This window comes from Kribbella sp. NPDC004536 (assembly GCF_042873835.1).
Classification (GTDB): domain Bacteria; phylum Actinomycetota; class Actinomycetes; order Propionibacteriales; family Kribbellaceae; genus Kribbella.
Window position 1 is genome coordinate 167,143 of the sequence record NZ_JBIALY010000002.1, and the last position, 17,931, is coordinate 185,073.

General features: G+C 69.3%; 16 protein-coding genes. 5 read left to right on the forward strand and 11 right to left on the reverse strand.

Annotated elements, in window-relative coordinates:
• Window positions 1–33: 33 nt before the first annotated feature.
• Genes ACFYRU_RS15735 through pcaH form a run of 6 tightly spaced genes read right to left on the reverse strand, consistent with a single transcriptional unit; the run spans window position 34 to window position 5,275 of the window.
• Window positions 34–1,302 (reverse strand): ROK family protein, encoded by a 1,269-nt coding sequence (locus ACFYRU_RS15735; protein ID WP_387658579.1) that lies wholly within the window; start codon window positions 1,300–1,302, stop codon window positions 34–36.
• A 60-nt stretch (window positions 1,303–1,362) separates the two neighbouring features.
• A complete protein-coding gene (locus ACFYRU_RS15740; RefSeq protein ID WP_387658582.1) occupies window positions 1,363–2,541 on the reverse strand; it encodes a 4-hydroxybenzoate 3-monooxygenase in 1,179 nt (392 codons plus the stop codon).
• On the reverse strand, window positions 2,538–2,882 hold the full coding sequence (pcaC, locus tag ACFYRU_RS15745) for a 4-carboxymuconolactone decarboxylase (protein ID WP_387662900.1): 345 nt from the start codon (window positions 2,880–2,882) through the stop codon (window positions 2,538–2,540). The genes ACFYRU_RS15740 and pcaC overlap by 4 nt, the downstream gene beginning before the upstream one ends.
• A 14-nt stretch (window positions 2,883–2,896) precedes the next feature.
• Window positions 2,897–4,018, reverse strand: coding sequence for a lyase family protein (locus ACFYRU_RS15750; RefSeq protein ID WP_387658585.1), 1,122 nt, complete (start codon window positions 4,016–4,018; stop codon window positions 2,897–2,899).
• Window positions 4,018–4,521, reverse strand: a complete 504-nt coding sequence (locus tag ACFYRU_RS15755; protein ID WP_387658587.1) for a protocatechuate 3,4-dioxygenase subunit alpha — start codon at window positions 4,519–4,521, stop codon at window positions 4,018–4,020. The genes ACFYRU_RS15750 and ACFYRU_RS15755 overlap by 1 nt, the downstream gene beginning before the upstream one ends.
• Window positions 4,514–5,275 (reverse strand): protocatechuate 3,4-dioxygenase subunit beta, encoded by a 762-nt coding sequence (gene pcaH, locus ACFYRU_RS15760; RefSeq protein ID WP_387658589.1) that lies wholly within the window; start codon window positions 5,273–5,275, stop codon window positions 4,514–4,516. Before pcaH ends, ACFYRU_RS15755 begins: the two co-directional genes overlap by 8 nt.
• Before the next feature lie 67 nt (window positions 5,276–5,342).
• On the opposite strand from pcaH, the gene ACFYRU_RS15765 reads away from it, so the two are divergent.
• The 3 genes from ACFYRU_RS15765 (at window position 5,343) to ACFYRU_RS15775 (ending at window position 7,822) form a co-directional block, all read left to right on the forward strand.
• Entirely contained in the window at window positions 5,343–6,095 is a 753-nt protein-coding gene (locus ACFYRU_RS15765; RefSeq protein ID WP_387658591.1) for an IclR family transcriptional regulator, read from the forward strand.
• A 115-nt stretch (window positions 6,096–6,210) separates the two neighbouring features.
• Window positions 6,211–7,140, forward strand: coding sequence for a threonine/serine dehydratase (locus tag ACFYRU_RS15770; protein WP_387658593.1), 930 nt, complete (start codon window positions 6,211–6,213; stop codon window positions 7,138–7,140).
• 91 nt (window positions 7,141–7,231) lie between these two features.
• Window positions 7,232–7,822: a DUF305 domain-containing protein gene (locus ACFYRU_RS15775; RefSeq protein WP_387658595.1), complete on the forward strand. Its 591-nt coding sequence runs from the start codon at window positions 7,232–7,234 to the stop codon at window positions 7,820–7,822.
• A 10-nt stretch (window positions 7,823–7,832) separates the two neighbouring features.
• On the opposite strand, the gene ACFYRU_RS15780 is transcribed toward ACFYRU_RS15775, so the two are convergent.
• Window positions 7,833–8,555 carry an SDR family oxidoreductase gene (locus tag ACFYRU_RS15780; protein WP_387658598.1) on the reverse strand — a complete coding sequence of 241 codons (723 nt, stop codon included), beginning with the start codon at window positions 8,553–8,555 and terminating at the stop codon, window positions 7,833–7,835.
• 74 nt (window positions 8,556–8,629) lie between these two features.
• Window positions 8,630–9,952 (reverse strand): ABC transporter ATP-binding protein, encoded by a 1,323-nt coding sequence (locus ACFYRU_RS15785; protein ID WP_387658601.1) that lies wholly within the window; start codon window positions 9,950–9,952, stop codon window positions 8,630–8,632.
• 349 nt (window positions 9,953–10,301) lie between these two features.
• On the opposite strand from ACFYRU_RS15785, the gene ACFYRU_RS15790 reads away from it, so the two are divergent.
• Together ACFYRU_RS15790 and ACFYRU_RS15795 are read left to right on the forward strand one after the other, a co-directional pair.
• Window positions 10,302–12,344: a hydantoinase/oxoprolinase family protein gene (locus ACFYRU_RS15790; RefSeq protein ID WP_387658604.1), complete on the forward strand. Its 2,043-nt coding sequence runs from the start codon at window positions 10,302–10,304 to the stop codon at window positions 12,342–12,344.
• Entirely contained in the window at window positions 12,341–14,011 is a 1,671-nt protein-coding gene (locus tag ACFYRU_RS15795) for a hydantoinase B/oxoprolinase family protein (RefSeq protein ID WP_387658607.1), read from the forward strand. Before ACFYRU_RS15790 ends, ACFYRU_RS15795 begins: the two co-directional genes overlap by 4 nt.
• 2 nt (window positions 14,012–14,013) lie before the next feature.
• On the opposite strand, the gene ACFYRU_RS15800 is transcribed toward ACFYRU_RS15795, so the two are convergent.
• The 3 genes from ACFYRU_RS15800 to ACFYRU_RS15810 are packed head-to-tail and all read right to left on the reverse strand — an operon-like array spanning window position 14,014 to window position 17,920.
• Window positions 14,014–15,537 (reverse strand): PucR family transcriptional regulator, encoded by a 1,524-nt coding sequence (locus tag ACFYRU_RS15800; RefSeq protein ID WP_387658610.1) that lies wholly within the window; start codon window positions 15,535–15,537, stop codon window positions 14,014–14,016.
• A complete protein-coding gene (locus tag ACFYRU_RS15805) occupies window positions 15,534–16,637 on the reverse strand; it encodes a DUF917 domain-containing protein (RefSeq protein ID WP_387658612.1) in 1,104 nt (367 codons plus the stop codon). Before ACFYRU_RS15805 ends, ACFYRU_RS15800 begins: the two co-directional genes overlap by 4 nt.
• The gene (locus tag ACFYRU_RS15810) at window positions 16,634–17,920 is read right to left on the reverse strand and encodes a hydantoinase/oxoprolinase N-terminal domain-containing protein (protein ID WP_387658615.1); all 1,287 of its coding nucleotides are present in this window, start codon (window positions 17,918–17,920) and stop codon (window positions 16,634–16,636) included. Before ACFYRU_RS15810 ends, ACFYRU_RS15805 begins: the two co-directional genes overlap by 4 nt.
• Window positions 17,921–17,931: the final 11 nt, after the last annotated feature.

Here is a 17,931-nt window from a genome sequence, read left to right on the forward strand (position 1 = left end):
CGAAAAGCTGCAAAAGCCCCCGGTGGGAGGTGCTCAGGAGGCTTGCTGCAGCCGAAGCGCCGAGCCGATCGGGGAGCCGTTCCCGAGCCATAGCTCCATCGCCTCGCGCCGGAACAGCCGGAACATCGCCAGCGAGGTCGCGCCGTACACGCCCTCCAGGAAGTCCAACGACGAGCGGCGGATCGTCAGGCCGCGGGCGGCCAGTTCGATCGTTCCGTCGAGTACCTGGTCGCGGAAGACGTCGAAGAAGACATCTCCCATCCGCAGCACCCCGCCGCCCAGGACGAGAGTGGACGGGTTGGCGAAGTTGACGATGCCGGCCACGGCTCGGCCGGCATGCCTCGCGGCTTGCTTCACTGCCTCGAGCGTGACGGCGTCGCCGGCCTCGACGGAGGCGCCGATGTCCTCGGGCATCAGCCGTCCCCGCTGGTTCAGCCGGTTGGCCAGGAACGTGCTCTGGCCGGCTTGAGCGGCGTCGGTCAGGTGGCGAACCAGCGCCCAACCGCCGGCCACCGCTTCGAGGCATCCGGTCTTGCCGCACCGGCACACCGCGGCGGGATCGTCGGTGACCCGGACGTGGCCGATGTCGCCCGCCGCTCCGCTCGCTCCGCGATGCAGTCTGCTTCCGGTGACCAGACCGCTTCCGATCCCGGTACTGACCTTGACGTAGAGCAGGTCGCGCCCGTCCCGCGGTTCGCCGCGGCTCCACTCGCCGTACGCCATCAGGTTGACCTCGTTGTCGACCCAGATCGGTGCCTCGTACCGGGTCCGGAACCAGGACCGGATGTCGAACCCGTCCCACCCCGGCATGATCGGCGGCGCGACGACCCGGCCGGACCGGAAGTCGACGGGACCTGGAACTCCGATGCCGATGCCCCACAGGGGCCGCTTTCCAGGGGCCTTCGCGAGCAGGTCGGTGAAGAGCTCGTCGACCCGGGGGAGCACCGATTCCGGCGGGTCGGTGACATCCAGGGGCGTTTCGGCGGTCGCGATGAGGTCGCCTGCCAGGTCCGAGACCGCGGCCCGGCACTCGAACGCGCCGAGACTCGCACCGAGTAGGAGGCCGGCTTCGGCGCGGAACCGGACCGTCCGGGACGGCCGGCCGCCGCTCGAGGCCGCCTGCTCGCCGTCGGCCAGCAGCCCGAGGTCGAGCCCTTCCCGCAGCCGGTCGTTCACGATCGTCCGGCCGAATCCGGTCGCCGCTTCGAGTTGGGCCCGGGTGGCAGCCTCCCCGGACCGGACGAGTTCGAGAATGTGGGCCAGGACGAGTACGTCGCGGGCAGAGACCGAAGGTTTCATCATCGAGTGCCGATCTTAGCGGCAAACAGTTCTGCGTGCTTCGTCCAAAACCCGGCGGATCGGTCAGGTCGTCGGCCACCCCGTGTACGCCTCGGCGAGGAAGCGGCTGCCGTGCTCGGATTCGACGACCGCCGTCAGTTCGGCGAGCTGGCGTTGCTTGTCGAAGTCCGAGGCGTCCGGGACCGCGTGCAGGAGTGTCGTCATCCAGTGGGAGAAGTACTGGACTCTCCAGACCCGGGACAGTGCCCGCGTCGGGTACGTGTCGAGCGTTGACCGGTCGCGGCCCACGATCGCGCGCTCGATCACCTCGGCGAGTACCCGGGCGTCGGCGAGCGCCAGGTTGAGGCCTTTGGCCCCCGTGGGCGGCACGGTGTGGGCGGCGTCGCCGGCGAGCAACAGGTTGCCGTGCCGCATCGGTTCGCAGACGTACGAACGGAACGGCAGGACTGTCCTGCTGAAGATGCGGCCTTCCTTCAGGCTGAATCCGTCCTCGCCGGCCAGCCGGGACTGCAGCTCGGACCAGATCCGGTCCTCCGGCCAGTCGTCGGCCGATTCGTCGGGGGAGCACTGGAAGTACATTCGCTGGACGGCGTCCGTGCGCTGACTGATCAGCGCGAACCCGCGGTCCGATCGCGTGTAGATCAGCTCGGGTGCGCTCGGCGGCGCCTCGCAGAGAATCCCGAACCAGGCGTAGGGATACTGCCGGAAGAACTCGTTGCGGTCGGCAATCGCCGACCGGGTCATGCTGCGCGAACCGTCCGCACCGACGAGTACGTCACACCGGATCTCGTGCGGGGTGCCGCCGGCATCGGTGAACAACATGCCCGGCTGCTCGCTGGTGACGTCGACGACAGCCGTACCCGTGACGCCGTACCGGGCATCGCCGCCGTCCCGCTCGCGGGCGGTCGCCAGATCGGTGAAGACATCCGTCTGTGGGTAGAGCCAGGTCGACGAGCCGACCAGCCCGCGGAAGTCGATCCGGTGGCTGACGCCGCCGAAGCGCAGCTCGATTCCCTGATGCTCGTGTCCCGCGGTCAGGACCCGGTCGGAGACGCCGGAGTCGACCAGGAGCCGTACGCTGTCGTGCTCGAGGATGCCGGCCCGATGGGTCTGTTCGATCTCCTCCCGGGTACGGGTCTCGATCACCACCGACTCGATGCCCGCGAGGTGCAGGAGGTGGGACAGCATCAGGCCGGCCGGTCCGCCGCCGACGATGCCGACCGTCGTGCGATCCGAGATCATCGGTCCTCCTTCAGTACGCCGTCGGCGATCGCGAAGGCATGGTTGGCGGCCGGGACACCGCAGTACACAGCGGTTTGGAGAATCACCTCGGCTATTTCGGCGCGGCTCAGACCGTTGCGCAGTGCGGCGTGGAGATGTAGCTCCAGTTCGGTCCAGTGGCCGTGCGCGATCAAGGCGGTCAGCGTGATCATGCTGCGCGAGCGGCGGTCGAGGCCCGGTCGCGTCCACACCTCGCCCCAGGCGTACCGGGTGATGAAGTTCTGGAAGTCCGTCGTGAGATCACTGGTCGCCGCGGCTCGGTTTACATGGGCGTCGCCCAGAACCTCGCGTCGTACCGCCATGCCCTCGTCGTACGTCACCGAAGACCCTCCCATCGCGCGAGCACCGAGTCGACCAGAGCGTGCGCGGCGCCGAGATACGACGACGGGTCACCGGATCGACCACGCTCGCTCAGCAAGTAGTCCGCTGCCGACTCGGCGCGGCGGCGCATGGCGGCCTGGTCGACCTCAAGGTCCGCGACGAGGTCGGCCGCCTGGTTCGACGCCGTCATCGTCAGCTCCAGAAGCCTGCGGAGGGACGGCCACTCGGCGTGCCATGGACCGGGGGATCGCTCGTCCTCGCTGGCGGCCGCGCAGCTGTGGAGCTGAGCGCCCAGCTGTGGTGCTTGCAGCGACGCGCTTCGGATCAGCACGCTGAGTACCGGATTCTGCTTGTGGGGCATGGTCGACGAGGCGCCCGCGGAGGTGTCGTGGAGTTCTGCGATTTCCGGGCGGCCGAGTACCAGGACGTCTGATGCGAGGTGGCCGAGCGCATCGCACGTTTCCACGAGCGCGTCGCCGAGTCGCGTGATCGGCGTACGTCGGCTGTGCCAGCTCAGCTCCGGGGCGGCCAGCCCGAGTTCGTCGGCGAACCTCTTCGGCGCGCCGAGCGGATCCGGGACGAGCTCTGCCACGAGGGAGAGCGTGCCGGCGGCTCCACCACATTGCGCCGGGAGAGTGAGGGAGCTGATCGCGTCCTCGGCGTCAAGTACGCCCGACAGCCACTGCGCCGCCTTCAAGCCGAACGTGGTCGGCACGGCGTACTGCGTGAGAGTGCGCCCGGCCATCACCGAGTCGCGATGCGTGGAAGCCAACTCAGCAAGGGAATCCGCGGTCCGCGCCAGATCCAACGCGATGCGACTTGTGGCGTCTCGAGCCAGCAGCATCAGTGCGGTGTCGAGAACGTCCTGACTGGTCAACCCGCGGTGGAGCTCGGGCTCGCCGAGTGCGGCGCGCAACGCCTTCACCAAGGGAAGAACGGGATTGCCGGCGTCCTCGACGTCGGCGAGTTGTAGCGCGATCGGCTCGTTCAGGTTGGCGGCAGATCCCTTGAGGACATGTAGCCAGGCCAGCTCGACGCGCGTCATCGCCGCCAGCAGTGCGTCGTCGTCGACCACCCCGATCGCTCGGCGCGAGCCTGGCTCGAGCAGGGACGGCATCACTGGTGTCCTGGGTAGGTGAGAAAGACTGTCTCGCGTTCGCCCTGGAGGTGTACGTCGAAGCGCAGGCCGCCGTCCGGCTCTCGTGCCGCGACCATCGTGCTGCTGCCGTCCGGAGCGCCCTCCGGCAGATAGATGCGGGTGAAGAGCCGGTTCAGCAGTCCACGAGCGAAGATCGTGATTGCGAAGAAGTCCGGTGGCTCAAGAGTGCTGAACCAGTAGTGTCCCGTCGGGTCCGTAGTGCTGCGTCCCCAGCCGGTGAACGCCGCACCGTCCCGGCGCAGCGAACCTTCGACTTCAGGGACGACGCTGTGGGGGTCGGCCTGGCGTAGCTCGAGCAGTGCGTCGGGTACGCCGTTGCCCGCGCCGTCGAACACGTACCCGTGCAACCGGACCGCACCGGCGCTGCCTCGGCGTACCAACTCGCGGTCACCTGGAAACGGCAGGGCGTAGTGGAAGAACGGCCCCACGGTCTGCCCGGGCGTGGCGATGTGATCAGGCATTGTCGCGCTCCTTCTCCATCACGGTCGCGTGGCTTCCGGTCAGAACCACGTCCCACCGGTAGCCGAGCAGCCACTCGTCCTGCGAGAGCTCGTGGTCGTACGCAGCGACGAGCCGGTCGCGGGCGCGCTGGTCGGTGATCGACTGCAGGATCGGATCGAGGGCGAGCAACGGATCGCCCGGGAAGTACATCTGCGTGATCAGCCGCTGGGTGAAGTCCGTTCCGAACAAGGAGAAATGGATGTGGGCCGGCCGCCAGGCGTTGCGATGGTTGCGCCACGGGTAGGCGCCCGGTTTGATCGTCGTGAACGAGTACCACCCCTCGTCATCGGTCAGGCAGCGGCCGACGCCGGTGAAGTTCGGGTCCACCGGTGCGGGGTGCTGATCGCCTTGGTGGACGTACCGGCCGGCGGCGTTCGCCTGCCAGATCTCCACCAGTTGGCGGCGTACCGGGGTGCCGTCGCCCGACACGATCCGGCCGCGGACGAGGATGCGTTCGCCGATCGGCGAGCCGCCGTGCTGGACAGTCAGATCGGACTCGAGCGCGCCGACATCGGACTGACCGAACACCGGCGCGACCAACTCCGCGCCTTCGGGATCCGCGTGCCGCAGCTCCTTGGTCGGATGCCGCAACAGCGTGCTGCGGTACGACGGGAAGTCCAGCCGCGGCTGGGTCCGCGGACCCGCGTCCGCGTGGAGCCGCTGGATCTCGGCGCTGATCGCCTGCTGGGTCGGGGTGTCTGGCGAACTGGTCACGCCAGCAGGCTAGGAGCCGGGTCCGCCGACGGGAGAGCGTACGCTTCCACTGAACGGAAGGATGGCGATGGCCGGCAAGATCTCCACACCGGGCGCGACCGTGGTCTCGCGGGCGATCGCGCTGCTCGGGGCGTTCGACGAAGCACATCCCCAGCTGACCCTCACCGAACTCGCGCGCCGCGCAGACCTGCCGCTGACGACGGCGCACCGGCTGATCGCCGAACTCACCGCGCACGGTGCTCTCGCGCGCAGCGCCACCGGCGAGTACGTGGTCGGCCCGCGGCTGTGGGACATCGGCCTGCTTGCCCCGGTGCGGACCGACCTCCGCGAAGTCGCGTCACCGTTCCTGCACGACCTGTACGCCGCTACCCTCGCCACGGTGCACCTCGCCGTACGGGACGGCATGACTGCCCTCTACCTCGATCGCATTGCCGGCAAGCGATCGGTACCTGTTGTGAGCAAGGTCGGTTCACGACTCCCATGGCACGCCACGGGCGTCGGTAAGGTCCTGATGGCGTACGCACCTGAAGACGTCCGCAGGGATGCGCTCGCCGTACGGTTGGCGCGCGTCACGCCGTACACCATCACCCAGCCGGCGCGCTTGCGCGATCAACTGGCACGCATCGTCGCCGACGGCTATGCCACCACGATCGAGGAGATGAGCCTGGGCGCCTGCTCCGTCGCGGTACCGATCCGCCGGTCCGACGAAGTCGTCGCCGCCCTGGGCATCGTCGTCCCCAACCTGCGACGCGACAAAGGCCGCCTCATCGCCGCCCTCACCGTCGCCACCCACGGCATCACCCGCAGCCTACCGACCTGACCACCTCGCTCTGGTTCCCCGGACCGTCCAAGGACGACGGCCGGGGTGGCGGTCGCGGGTAGCTGGTTCACGGGTCGCGTCGGGATGTGTCGGACGGCGGAACTATTGTTGGTGGGTGCCGACTATTGAGGAGATTCGTGGGGCGGCTCGGGGGCTGGAGGAGCGGGTTCATCGGACGCCGGTGGTCACGTCGTCGGCGTTGAACGAACTGTTCGGTGCCGACCTGGTGCTCAAGGCAGAGCTGTTTCAGAAGACCGGCAGCTTCAAGGTTCGTGGGCTGCTGACCAAGCTGCTTCGGCTGAGTCCCGCGCAGCAGCAGCGCGGAGTGATCACCGTCTCGGCGGGGAACGCGGCTTGTGCACTCGCCTGGGCGGCCCGCAGCGCCGGCGTTCCGGCGACGGTGGTGATGCCGGCGACCGCCGTACCGGTGAAGGTTGCTGCGGCACGTGCGGACGGCGCCGCCGTCGAACTCGTCGACGGTGACCTGATCGCGGCGTACGAACGGATCCGGGACGAGCGCGGGCTGACCGGAGTTCATCCGTTCGACGACGAAGACGTGATCACGGGCCACGGCAGCCTTGGCCTGGAACTGCTCGCGGATCGCCCGGACCTCGGCACCGTGATGGTTCCCGTCGGCGGCGGTGGGCTGATCTCCGGCGTCGCGGCGGCGGTCAAGCAGTTGCGGCCGGAGATTCGCGTGATCGGGATCGAGCCGGAGCAGGCCGATGTGGTGAGCCGCAGCCTCGCGGCCGGTGAACCGCAGAAGCTACCGACGGCTCGCTCGGTGGCTGACGGTCTCGCCGCACCGGTGTGCGGCACGCTCACCCTTCCGTTGATCCAGCAGTACGTCGACGAGGTGGTACGGGTCAGCGAAGCAGCACTCGTGGACGCGACACGTCTCGTGATGTCGCGCACCAAGCTCGCCCTCGAACCGGCGGCGGCAGCACCCGTCGCCGCACTGCTCGAGGGCAGGGTGCAGCCCGCGGGCGTGACCGCCCTGGTCGTGAGCGGCGGAAACCTCGACGTCACGAAGCTGACACTCTGACCGTCGGGTGCGAACGGTTGCTCTGGGCCTGCACCGCTCTACTCTGCTCAGGACGGTCGAGCAACTGAATCGGACGGTAGACGTGGCGCGCTTGAGTCGGACCACCGCGGGACTTGCGGCCATGTCGTTGATCGCGGCTGTGGGCGTGGCTGGATGTGAGGGCAACGTGGCCCGCAGGGCCGGCCAGGCTGGTCGGAGCACCTCGGCTGGCGCGCACAACGACGCCGATGTGACGTTCGCCGGCCGGATGGTGCTGCATCACCAACTCGCGCTGCGGATGGTGAGTACGGCGGACTTCCAGGCGAAGAGCCCAGCGGTCAAGAAGCTCGCCGCCGCGATCAAGGTGACGGAGGAACAGGAGCTCAAGCAACTACTGGCGTGGCTCGGTAGCTGGGGCGCGGCGATTCCCAGCCCGAGACACGACGAGGATCCGGCCGGTGAGGTTCCCGGCACGATGACCGAGGACGACTGGTCCGAACTCGGCAACGCGAAGGGCACGAAGTTCGATCGGCTGTGGCTCCAGCTGATGATCAAGCAGTATCAAGGCGCGATCGAGCTGGCCAAGACCGAGCAGTCGACCGGATCCGACGCAAAGGCGAAGGCGTTTGCGTCCCGGCTCCAGGCAACTCAGTCGACCGAGGTCGCAGGCATGCAGAAGCTCCTCGGGCAACTCCCGTCCTGAGCGCAGCCGGCTACCAGGGGACAGCGCCGTTCTCGTCGAAGAAGCCTCCTGTTGGGCCGTCAGCGGGGAGACTTGCGTAGCGTACGACAACTGCCGCGCCGGCCGCGGCAGGTCGGTCGGCTCCGGGAGACATGTCGGTCCTGGTGTACCCGGGGTTGACCGCATTGACCTTGATCGGGGTCGGCCGTAGTTCACTGGCGAAGGCGACCGTCACAGCGTTCACTGCCGACTTCGAGGTGTTGTAGGCCAGCCCGTTCCATTCCGGACGCCAGTCGGGTCCGCCGACCACTGTCAGAGATCCGGCGCCCGAGGAAAGGTTCACGATGCGTCCGGCAACGGCTAGGCGCAGCAACGGCAGCGCCGCCTGCGTGACGGCCACCAGACCGAACACGTTGGTCTCGTAGGTCTCCTGGAGAACCTCGGGCGCCACCTCGCTCGGCGGTCCTTCGGCCGGAGCGATGCCGGCATTGTTGACCAGTACGTCGAGCCGCCCGTACCGCGCGGCAACCACCTCCAACGCTGCGCTGATGCTGTCCGGTGCGCTCACGTCCAGGACGACGTACGACACCTCGACGCCGTCAGCGCGAAGCTTCTCGGCCGCCGCGCGACCGCGCTCGTCGGTACGTGCCCCGATCACGACTTGGTGATCGGCCTGCGCCAATTGCCGCGCGACCTCGAAGCCGATCCCCTTGTTGCCGCCCGTCACCAGAGCGACCTTGCCGCTGTCTGTCATCCACCGTCCTCGGCGTCCGTGATGGTTCCGCGTCCGAGTCCGGCACTGCGGAGGACATCATTCTCACCGGTGGGTCAGCGGGTGACGCGGTCGACGCGGCGGCCGGACTCGTCGAAGATGTGCAGCCGGGACGTGTCGACCGTGAGGTGTACCTTGGTGCCGGGCTGCAGTGCGCTCGCGTCGCCGAGTTCGATGACGAGGTCAGCACGGCGATGAGTCGCCGCGGTCGCCTGTGCGGCCGGCGGGGGCGTACGCCGTCTCCGGACGATCCGGTCCCGCACCTGGCGAACCCCGGGGATTGCCTTCGCGAACGTGGTCAGACCCGAATCGCGTGCTGACGCGTGCCGAGTCCGTGCGCTGCCGCGCTCAGGAGCCGTCGTCCGGGAGGTTCGGCCGACCAGATCCGGGTTGACCAGCTCGATGTCGGCCTGGACGAAGGCCATCCAGTCGCTGCCGTGGAACTCCAGTGCCCGCAAGGCGCCGCTCAACTGGTTCGCCGAGCCGCCGGCGGCCGGGGTGAACGCGTCGGAGCGGGCGCCGACGATGACGCGTTCGCCGTCGTGATCGGTGAGGATCAGCGATCTGCGGTCGACCGGTGGCAGCGAGATGCTCTGCGCGCCGAAGTCGAGGCTGACGCGGTGGTGGTCGGTGACCCGTACGGTCGCGGACATCAGGTTGATGCGCGGCGTACCGAGGAAGCCCGCGGTGAACGCGGTCGCCGGATCGTGAAAGATCTGTTCGGGCGTACCGACGTCCTCGATCCGCCCGCCGCGCATGATCGCGATCCGGTCCGCGAGCGTGAGCGCCTCGACCTGGTCGTGGGTCACGTACACGGTGGTGACGTCGAGATCGCGGACCATCGCCCCGATCTCCTGTCGCAGCTCGGTCCGCATCGTCGCGTCGAGGTTGGACAACGGTTCGTCCATCAGGAACACCCGAGGTTGCCTGACCAGCGCACGGCCGATCGCCACCCGCTGCCGCTCGCCGCCGGACAACGTCCGTGGAAACCGGTCGAGGGTTTCGTCGATACCGAGGATGTTCGCCACCCCGGTGACCTTCGCGTGCGACTCCTCGTGGTCCTCGGCGGCCATCCGCAACGGGAACCTGATGTTCTCCCGCGCCGTACGGTGCGGGTAGAGGGCACCGTTCTGGAACACCAGCGCGACGCCGCGCTCCTTCGGCGGCAGGTCGGTGATCTCGGTACGCCCGAACCAGAGCGTGCCCTCGGTGGGCTCCTCCAGCCCGGCGATCATCCGCAGCAGCGTGGTCTTGCCGCAGCCGGACGGGCCGAGCAGCACCATGCACTCCCCGGGAGAGATGTCCAGCGAGACTCTGTCGACGGCGAGCTGGCGGCCGTCGAACACCTTGGACACGGAGTCGAGCCTGATTCCTGGCATGAGGGCTCCCTCGGGGCAGTACGGCCGAGTACACAGGCTGTCGCCGTGCCTGTCCAGGGGTCGGCGCCACCGAATGTTGCCAATGGCAATCACTCGGCGTGACGGGAAAGTCACGCAGTCGCAGGCTGTCCCGGTCGTCAGGCGGGGGTGGTGCCTGCCGGGATCGCGTTGTCGATGAGGACGGCGGCGATGACGGCCGCGGTGGGAAAGCACTCGCTGTTGAGTACCCGGGATCTGAGGATCGTGCGTTCGGCACTCGTTCGGAGGGTTCGAGTGGGCCGGGCGCACAGTGTGGGCGGGGCCGGGGGACCTACGGTTCGAGCACGTTCCTACGGCTGGAGGAGTGTGTATGCGGTACCGGGTCGCGATGGATATCGGTGGCACGTTCACGGATGTGGTGACGTACGACCAGCAGGAGGGAGTGTTCGCGGCGTCGAAGGCTTCGACGACGCCGGGGAATCTGAGCGACGGTGTGCTGGTAGGGCTCGATGCGGTGGTCGAGCGGCCGGCCGACATCGGCTTCCTGGTGCACGGGACGACGCAGGGACTGAATGCCTTTCTCGAACGCCGCGGTGTGCCGGTGTTACTGCTCGGGACGGCCGGGGTCGAGGACAGCTACCACATCGCGCGCGGTCCGCGGACCCGTCTGTACGACCTGCACTACCGCAAGCCGGCGCCGCTGGTCGCCCGCCGTGACGTCGTCGGCATCGGCGGCCGGATCGCCGCGGACGGTACCGAGCTGACGCCGCTCGACGAGGAAGCCGTACGTAAGGCTGCGCGGGACGCGGTCGAGGGTGGGTACGGCGCGATCGCGGTGGCGTTCCTGTTCAGCTACAAGAATCCCGACCACGAACTGCGGGCGCGGGAGATCCTGTCCGAGGAGCTGGGCGAGGACGTCGCGGTGTCGCTCTCGCACGAGGCGGCCAAGGAGTGGCGCGAGTACGAGCGGACGTCGTCGGCCGTGGTCGACGCGTACACCGGCCCGATCGTGCGGAGCTATCTGGTCGATCTGGAGCAGCGCCTGGACGCACGCGGGCTCGCCGTACCCCTGCACGTCATGCAGTCCTCGGGCGGCATCCTGACCGCGGAGTCGGCCCGCCGCCGGCCGCTGCAGACGTTGCTGTCCGGTCCGGTCGGTGGTGCGATCGCCTGCGCGGAGTTGTCCGCCCGGACCGGACGGCCGAATCTCATCGGCATCGACATGGGCGGTACGTCGTTCGACGTGTCGCTGATCGTCGACGGCGAGCCGGACACCTCCGCCGAGGCGCAGCTGGAGGGACTGCCGATGCTGATGAGCGTCGTGAACATCCACACGGTCGGCGCGGGTGGTGGCTCGGTCGCATGGCTCGAGGCCGGTGGCCTGCGGGTCGGCCCGCAGTCGGCGGGCGCGCGGCCCGGTCCCGCCTGCTACGGCCGTGGCGGCACCGAGCCGACGGTCACCGACGCCAACCTGGTGCTCGGCCGGATCGACCCGGACGGCTTCGCCGGCGGCCGGCTGGCACTGGATCCGAAGCTCGCGACCGAGGCCGTCGCGGGCCTGGCCGAACAGTTCGAGCTCGGTACGACGGCCATGGCCGAAGGCATCTGCGATATCGCGAACGCCAAGATGGCGCAGGCGATCCGCACCATCACCGTTGCCCGAGGCATCGAACCGCGGGACTCGGCGCTGGTCGCGTTCGGTGGGGCAGGGCCGATGCACGCCGCGTTCCTGGCCCGCGAGCTGGGCATCGCGGAAACCGTGGTACCGCGGTTTCCGGGTGCGTTCTCCGCGTGGGGGATGCTGCAGACGCAGATCCGCCAGGACTACACCGAGCCGTACTTCTTCCTCGACCAGGACCTGGACGGCGCCGACATGGCAGCGACTCTGGCGCGGATGGAGAAGGCTGGGATCGACGCGTTGTCCAGCGAAGGCGTCGCAGCCGACGGACGTACGGCGAGCCACTCGGTCGACGTCCGCTACGAGGCGCAGGAGTACACGTTGACCGTACCGCTGACCGGCGCCGACGAGCCGGCCCAGCCGGACTTCCTGAAGGCGCTGGCCGAACGGTTCGCCGCGCTGCACGAGGCCCGGTACGGACACGCCAACCTCGGCGCTCCGATCGAGCTGGTTACCTTACGCACTGCCGCGATCGGAGACGTGGAACGGCCCGCACCCCAACCGTGGCCGACCGCAACCACCACGGACTTCCCGCACCAGCTTCGCACGGTGGTGTTCGACGGCGAGCCGCACCGGTCGATCGTCGTACGCCGTGACGACCTGTACGTCGGGCATACGTTCGACGGCCCTGCGATCCTCCTCGAGGACACCGCCACCACCGTCGTACCACCGGACCACACGGTCGGTGTCGACGGCATCGGTTCGCTGATCATCCGACGGAAGGACGGCAAATGACGGTCGACATCGATCCGGTGACGGTCGAGATCATCCGCAACGCGCTCAACTCCGCGGCCGACGACATGAACGCCACGCTGATCCGCTCGGCGTACACCCCGATCATCTACGAGTGCGGTGACTGCGTGGTCGCCCTGCTCGACGCCGACCACCAGGTGCTCGGGCAGTCGGCCGGTCTGCCGATCTTCCTCGGCAACCTGGAGACCTGCACGCTGGCCACCGAGGAACGGTTCGGCCGCGAGGTCTGGCAACCCGGTGACGTCTGGATCCTGAACGACAGCTACCTGGGTGGTACGCACCTCAACGACGTGACGATCTTCGGCCCGGTGTTCGACGACGGCACGCTGATCGGTTTCACCGCGTCCCGGGCGCACTGGATCGACGTGGGCTCGAAGGATCCGGGCGGCTCGATGGACTCGGTGACGATCTTCCAGGAAGGGCTGCGCCTCGGCCCGCAGAAGCTGCTGGACGGTGGTGAGCCGGTTCACGGGGTGATCGACACGATCGGCACCAACGTGCGCTTCCCGTACCCCACGACCGGTGACATGAACGCGATGATCGCCTGCATCACGATGGGGGAGAAGCGGCTGCAGGAGATCGTCCGGCGATTCGGACTGCCGACGGTGGAGGCCGCGCGGGACGAGATCTTCCGGCAGACCGAGTTGCTCGAGCGCGCGGTGATCGCGGCGATCCCCGACGGCGTGTACGACGCCGAGGGGGTGCTCGACAACGACGGGATCGACCTGGGGACGCCGATCCCGATCAGGCTCCGGATCACGGTGGCCGGTGACACCATCGACTTCGACGTCACCGGGTCTGCCGATCAGACGGTCGGGCCGGTGAACTGCGGGATCGCCCAAGCGGTGTCGGCCCTGCGGGTCGGCTACAAGCTCCTGGTAAGTCCCGATCTGCCCGGCAACGGTGGCTCGTTCCGCTCGATGACCACCCAGGTGCGCGAAGGATCGGTGCTGGGGGCCCGTTCGCCCGCGGCGTGTCAGTGGTACTTCTCGCATCTCGGGCTGCTCATCGACCTGGTCGCCCGGGCGCTCGCGCCGGCGCTTCCGGATCGCGTCGCCGGAGCGAGTCACGGCGATTCGATGATCATCCTGACGGCCGGCCTCGATCCGCGGGTCGGGCGCGAGTTCGTCAGCCTGGAGGCCACGGTCGGTGGCTGGGGCGCGTGGCACGGCTCCGACGGCGAGAGCGCCCTGATCAACAACGTCAACGGCTCGCTGAAGGACATCCCGATCGAGGTGCACGAGACGCGCTACCCGTGGCGGATCACCGAGTACCGCATCCGCGAGGACTCCGGTGGCGCCGGGCGCTGGCGCGGCGGCAACGGTGTGATCCGGGAGTACGAGGCGCAGACGGATCTGTCGGTGTCGCTGTGGTTCGAGCGATCGCGGCAACCTGCGTGGGGCCTGTTCGGCGGTGAGGACGCGGTCGGTCCCGAGGTGGTCGTCAATCCGGGGCGCGCGGACGAACGCCGCCTGCTGAAGGTGAACGGCCTCACCCTGAACGCCGGCGACGTGGTCCGCTGCTCGACCGGAGGAGGCGGCGGGTACGGCGACGCGGTCGACCGGTCCGCGGACGACGTACGGGCCGACGTCCGCGACGGCAACATCAGCGCCGAAACGGCGATGACCCGCTACGGCATCGGTCGGTAGTACTACGTCTCCGTGGTCGACTGTGCCCACAGCGACGACAGGGCGTAGCAGAGAACGTGGAGGGCCAGGCGTTGCTCGGGCTCGTCGTACGCGAGTCCGAGTTGTCTGGCTCGGGTGAGTCTGGCCAGGACGGTGTTGCGGTGTACGCCGAGGCGCTGGGAGGCCTGGCTGAGGGACCCGCCGCAGTCCAGTACCGCCAGTACGGTCTGTACGAGCGCCGTCCGGTCGCGGGCGTCCATGAGTTCGGACAGGCACAGGTCGGCCACCTGGGCGATCTCGGTGGTCGGTAGCCAGGCAAGGGCGGCGGCCGCGCCGACCTGGTCGAACCACTGGACGCCGGCCGGCCCGTGGTCGCGAGCGACATGGGCGGCCAGGCGGGCCTCGGCGACCGAACGCATCAGCCCGGCGACGCCAGGGTGGGCTCGGCCGACGCCGATCACCAGTCGGTGCGCCTCCGCCGAGTCGCGGAAGGCCGACACGGCCCGGCGCAGCGGGGCGACGTCGTCCGGATCCTCACTGCTGTGCCAGGAGATCCAGCTGTCGCCGTCGATGACGAAGGGCCAGTGCGCGCGCCCGCGTTGCCAGGCAGCGCGGACCAGATGGGTGACCTCTTCGGACGGTTCGCCGGACGGCTGGATCGGCGTCAGCCACACTGCCCGGTTGGCGCCGTCGACCTGCCACCCGAGCTCGCTGCTCCAGGACGGCGTCTCGATGTCGAGCGGTGGGGAGTCCTCCGCGGGCTCGGTCGCCAGCCGCCGCAACAGACCGAACGCGGCTTGCTCGTGCGCCGAGTGAACGGTCGAGTCCAGCCGGGTCTGAGCCCATGCTGCCTGTAAGGAGGGGCGGGCCAACCGGAGCAGGGATTCAACCTGTTCCACAGCTGTCTCGCTGTTGGCGGGGACGGCGGCGACCAGGCGCGCCCAGGGCTGGTCGGCCGGCCCTTGTACGTCGACTTCGACGCGGCGGCCGTTGCTCCGGTCCTGGAGTGCGGCGACGCGGCCGGCAACGCCTGTTTCGCCGATCACCAGCGCAACGGGCACATTCTGGAGTTCGGTGTTGAGTACGCCGAGAACGCCACGGACATTGGTCTGTTCGGCGAGTCGTTCGGCGCAGAGCGCCTGGCTCATCGCGCGGGCCGCCGCCGGCGCGCTGACCTGGCCGGCGAGCTGGAGCGCGACATCCACCGGGTCCTCGTCGATGGCCAGCAGTGTCATGTTCAGCCGCTCGGCCAGTGCGGCGCCGGCAGCTCCGGCCACTGCCCGGGAGACCACCACGGCCGAGACGTTGCGTTCCCAGGCCAGGTGCAGCGCGGCCGCCAGCGACCAGCCACCCGCCGCGGCCGCGTCGTGCAGTACGACGAGAACGTGTGGGGCGCAGCGGCGGAGCCGGTCGAACGTCTCGGCCAGGACGACGTGTTCGACCTGCCGCTGCGGGTCGGCGAAGTGCAGCCGGGCCGCGCTCGCCAGCGGCTGGATCCGGACCAGCCCGCCGAGGGTGACCGGCAGCGTCGACAACCGTTGGCTCACGTGCCACCTCGCTGTCGTCGTGGATGGGTGAGTGGGATGCCGTGCGAGTGCAGGCCGACCATCGCCATACCCTCGTCGGAGTACCAGACCGCGTCGCCCGGCGTGACCAGGACGTCGACGAGGTCTCCGCGTTCGAGGTTGTCGAGGGTCGCGAGGCGGCCACGCCCGGTGTCGACCAGGCAGAGCAGATCGGGCGCGCCGGCGATCAGCTCGCCGTTCGCGAACACCGCCACGATTTCGCTGCGCAGCTCGATCCGCAACTGCCGCCGTTGGCCTTCGGTCTCGTCGACGACGACGCTGGACGGGTGTGCCGGGACAGTGCCGTCGTCCGGCCGGCTGAGCTGCTCGAGCTCGGAGATGCGTCCGCGGCCGAGCTTGCGGCAGCCGGTGATCGCGGCGAGCCGGCTGATCAGTACGTCCGGATCGGCCGGCTGGAGCAGGACCCGGCCGACGTTGGCGATCCGGGACACGGTCCCCGGCAACGCGGCGCGGCGCAGCGTGCCCGCGGTGGTCGGGTACGACGCCAGCGCTGCCCAGCCGCCGAGGGTGTCGACGTTGGCGCGCAGCAGCCGATCGGCCCGTGGAACGGTCAGCGTTTCGACCAGCACGCTGTCCCCGGTCGGTCCGTACGCGACGAGCGGTGTCGGCGAGACGCCGGCCAGGTGCATCGCGGTGTGGTGGATGAGTGCGAACGCACGGCCCATGCCGTCGGCGTCGAGGAGCGGTACGCCGAGTTGGGCGGCCGCGGCTACCGGCACGAGGGCGCTGACGGTCGCTGCCGCGAGCGGATACACGGCGCCGAACCGGACATCCTGCAACCGTTCGATCTGGCGGATCGCGGACACGAACTCGTCGCCCGCCGGCGGCAGATCGGCCAGCGCCGAACCGGAACCGAGCACGCACAGCGACACGCAAGGTGTCTCCGGGTCCATCGTCTCGACCCGATGGAGCGGCACCGGCCCTTCACGTTCGAGCAGCTCGATCAGCCACGACGTCAGCGACGCGCGGCTCGCGTCTCCGACCGCCGGAGCGTAGAACTTGGCGCCCTCGTACAGGGCCGGGACGTCGGCCGCGCTGATCCAGGTCGCCGCACCACTCATGCCGGCTCCAGCCCGAGGTCCGGCGTCCCGGCGACGCGAACTCGGATCCGGACCGTTCCGGCCGGGCTGTACGGCACCGCGACGGTCGAAACCTCCGCGAGGAAGGCGGTACCAGGCGCGGCGCCGTTGGCGGTGACGAATGCGGTGGCGCGTTCCTCCGCGTCCCGGCGTACCGATCTGAGCTCGTCCGCGGACTCGATGAAGGCCACTTCGTCCAGCCAGGCGGTCGGTGAACTGATGGCAGCACCAACGCAGGCCAGCAGTTCCGGCGACTGCTGGACGCTGGCTACGGGTGCGTCGGTCGTACGGTCGGGGAAGCCGTTCGGAGCGAGGTCCAGGCGCGGAGTCAGGACCGCGGTCGGTACGACGAGCTCGGTGCCGATGCCGGCGGACTCGGTCAGACTGACCTGGGCCAAGCCGTGCCGGACTTCGCCGGCTACCTGCGTACCTTCGCGGCTCAGCAGAACCCGGCCGTCGGCGAGGCCCTTGAGGTAGGCCGCGCCACAGACCTCCAGTGCATCGGTCGCTCCCAACGCGACGACTGGCATGGTCCGGATGCGTGACGCGGTCGTGTAGCCGCCGTCACCGCGGGCGACTCGCAGCTGGAACTCGCCCGGCAGTCGGCTCAGCACCCGCTCGCATCGGTCGACCAGCTGCTCGGTGACGCCTGCCAGTGCGCAGTCGAGGACGACTGTCGCTTCCCGTGCGACGAGTCCGTGGCCTCCGTACTCGCTGGCGGCGGAGATCCGGACTCCTGGTACGGCGGTCTGGATCGCGTCGGCGACCCGCTGTTCGTGGCCGGGGCGTGCCTGGGAGCCGGCGGCGACGACCGCGACGTGACGGATCGAGCCGGCGGCGAGTTCGGCGCAGACCTCGGTGAGCCGGTGCCGGTCCAGCGGACAGAGTTCGTTGCCGAGCAGGTCGTGGCCCCCGGCAACGGTGAACCGTTGCCCGACCAGCCGTTCGACGAGCGCAGCCGGCGACCGGGCCAGCGCGGGATCGGTGGCGGGCCGCGGCACGATCCGGATCACCGCCACCTCCGGCAACCCACTGTGTGCGCGGGTGATCGCGTCGAGCAGCATCGGAGCGAGGTTGACGGTCACCGCGAACGGGCCGGTCGGGGACCGGCCGAGGGCGGTTCGGACGGCGGCGGCGATCGTCCCGTCGAGGTCGGTCCGAGTCGGGGCGACCGGGAGGACGGTTGCGCCGTGCACGACGACCGCGTACGAGCGATCCGGGTGCACGCTCACGCCGACGTGTGCGAACTCGCCAGTGCGAGACACCACGTCAGGGT

Excerpts from the sequence above, each read along its gene's own strand:
- ACFYRU_RS15755 (WP_387658587.1), bottom strand. The coding sequence starts at position 4,521 with ATGCCTGATCACATCGCCACGCCCGGGCAGACCGTGGGGCCGTTCTTC.
- ACFYRU_RS15740 (WP_387658582.1), bottom strand. The coding sequence starts at position 2,541 with ATGATCTCGGATCGCACGACGGTCGGCATCGTCGGCGGCGGACCGGCC.
- ACFYRU_RS15805 (WP_387658612.1), bottom strand. The coding sequence starts at position 16,637 with ATGAGTGGTGCGGCGACCTGGATCAGCGCGGCCGACGTCCCGGCCCTG.
- ACFYRU_RS15780 (WP_387658598.1), bottom strand. The coding sequence starts at position 8,555 with ATGACAGACAGCGGCAAGGTCGCTCTGGTGACGGGCGGCAACAAGGGG.
- pcaC (WP_387662900.1), bottom strand. The coding sequence starts at position 2,882 with ATGGCGGTACGACGCGAGGTTCTGGGCGACGCCCATGTAAACCGAGCC.
- ACFYRU_RS15750 (WP_387658585.1), bottom strand. The coding sequence starts at position 4,018 with ATGCCGTCCCTGCTCGAGCCAGGCTCGCGCCGAGCGATCGGGGTGGTC.
- ACFYRU_RS15785 (WP_387658601.1), bottom strand. The coding sequence starts at position 9,952 with ATGCCAGGAATCAGGCTCGACTCCGTGTCCAAGGTGTTCGACGGCCGC.
- ACFYRU_RS15790 (WP_387658604.1), top strand. The coding sequence starts at position 10,302 with ATGCGGTACCGGGTCGCGATGGATATCGGTGGCACGTTCACGGATGTG.
- ACFYRU_RS15735 (WP_387658579.1), bottom strand. The coding sequence starts at position 1,302 with ATGATGAAACCTTCGGTCTCTGCCCGCGACGTACTCGTCCTGGCCCAC.
- ACFYRU_RS15795 (WP_387658607.1), top strand. The coding sequence starts at position 12,341 with ATGACGGTCGACATCGATCCGGTGACGGTCGAGATCATCCGCAACGCG.
- ACFYRU_RS15765 (WP_387658591.1), top strand. The coding sequence starts at position 5,343 with ATGGCCGGCAAGATCTCCACACCGGGCGCGACCGTGGTCTCGCGGGCG.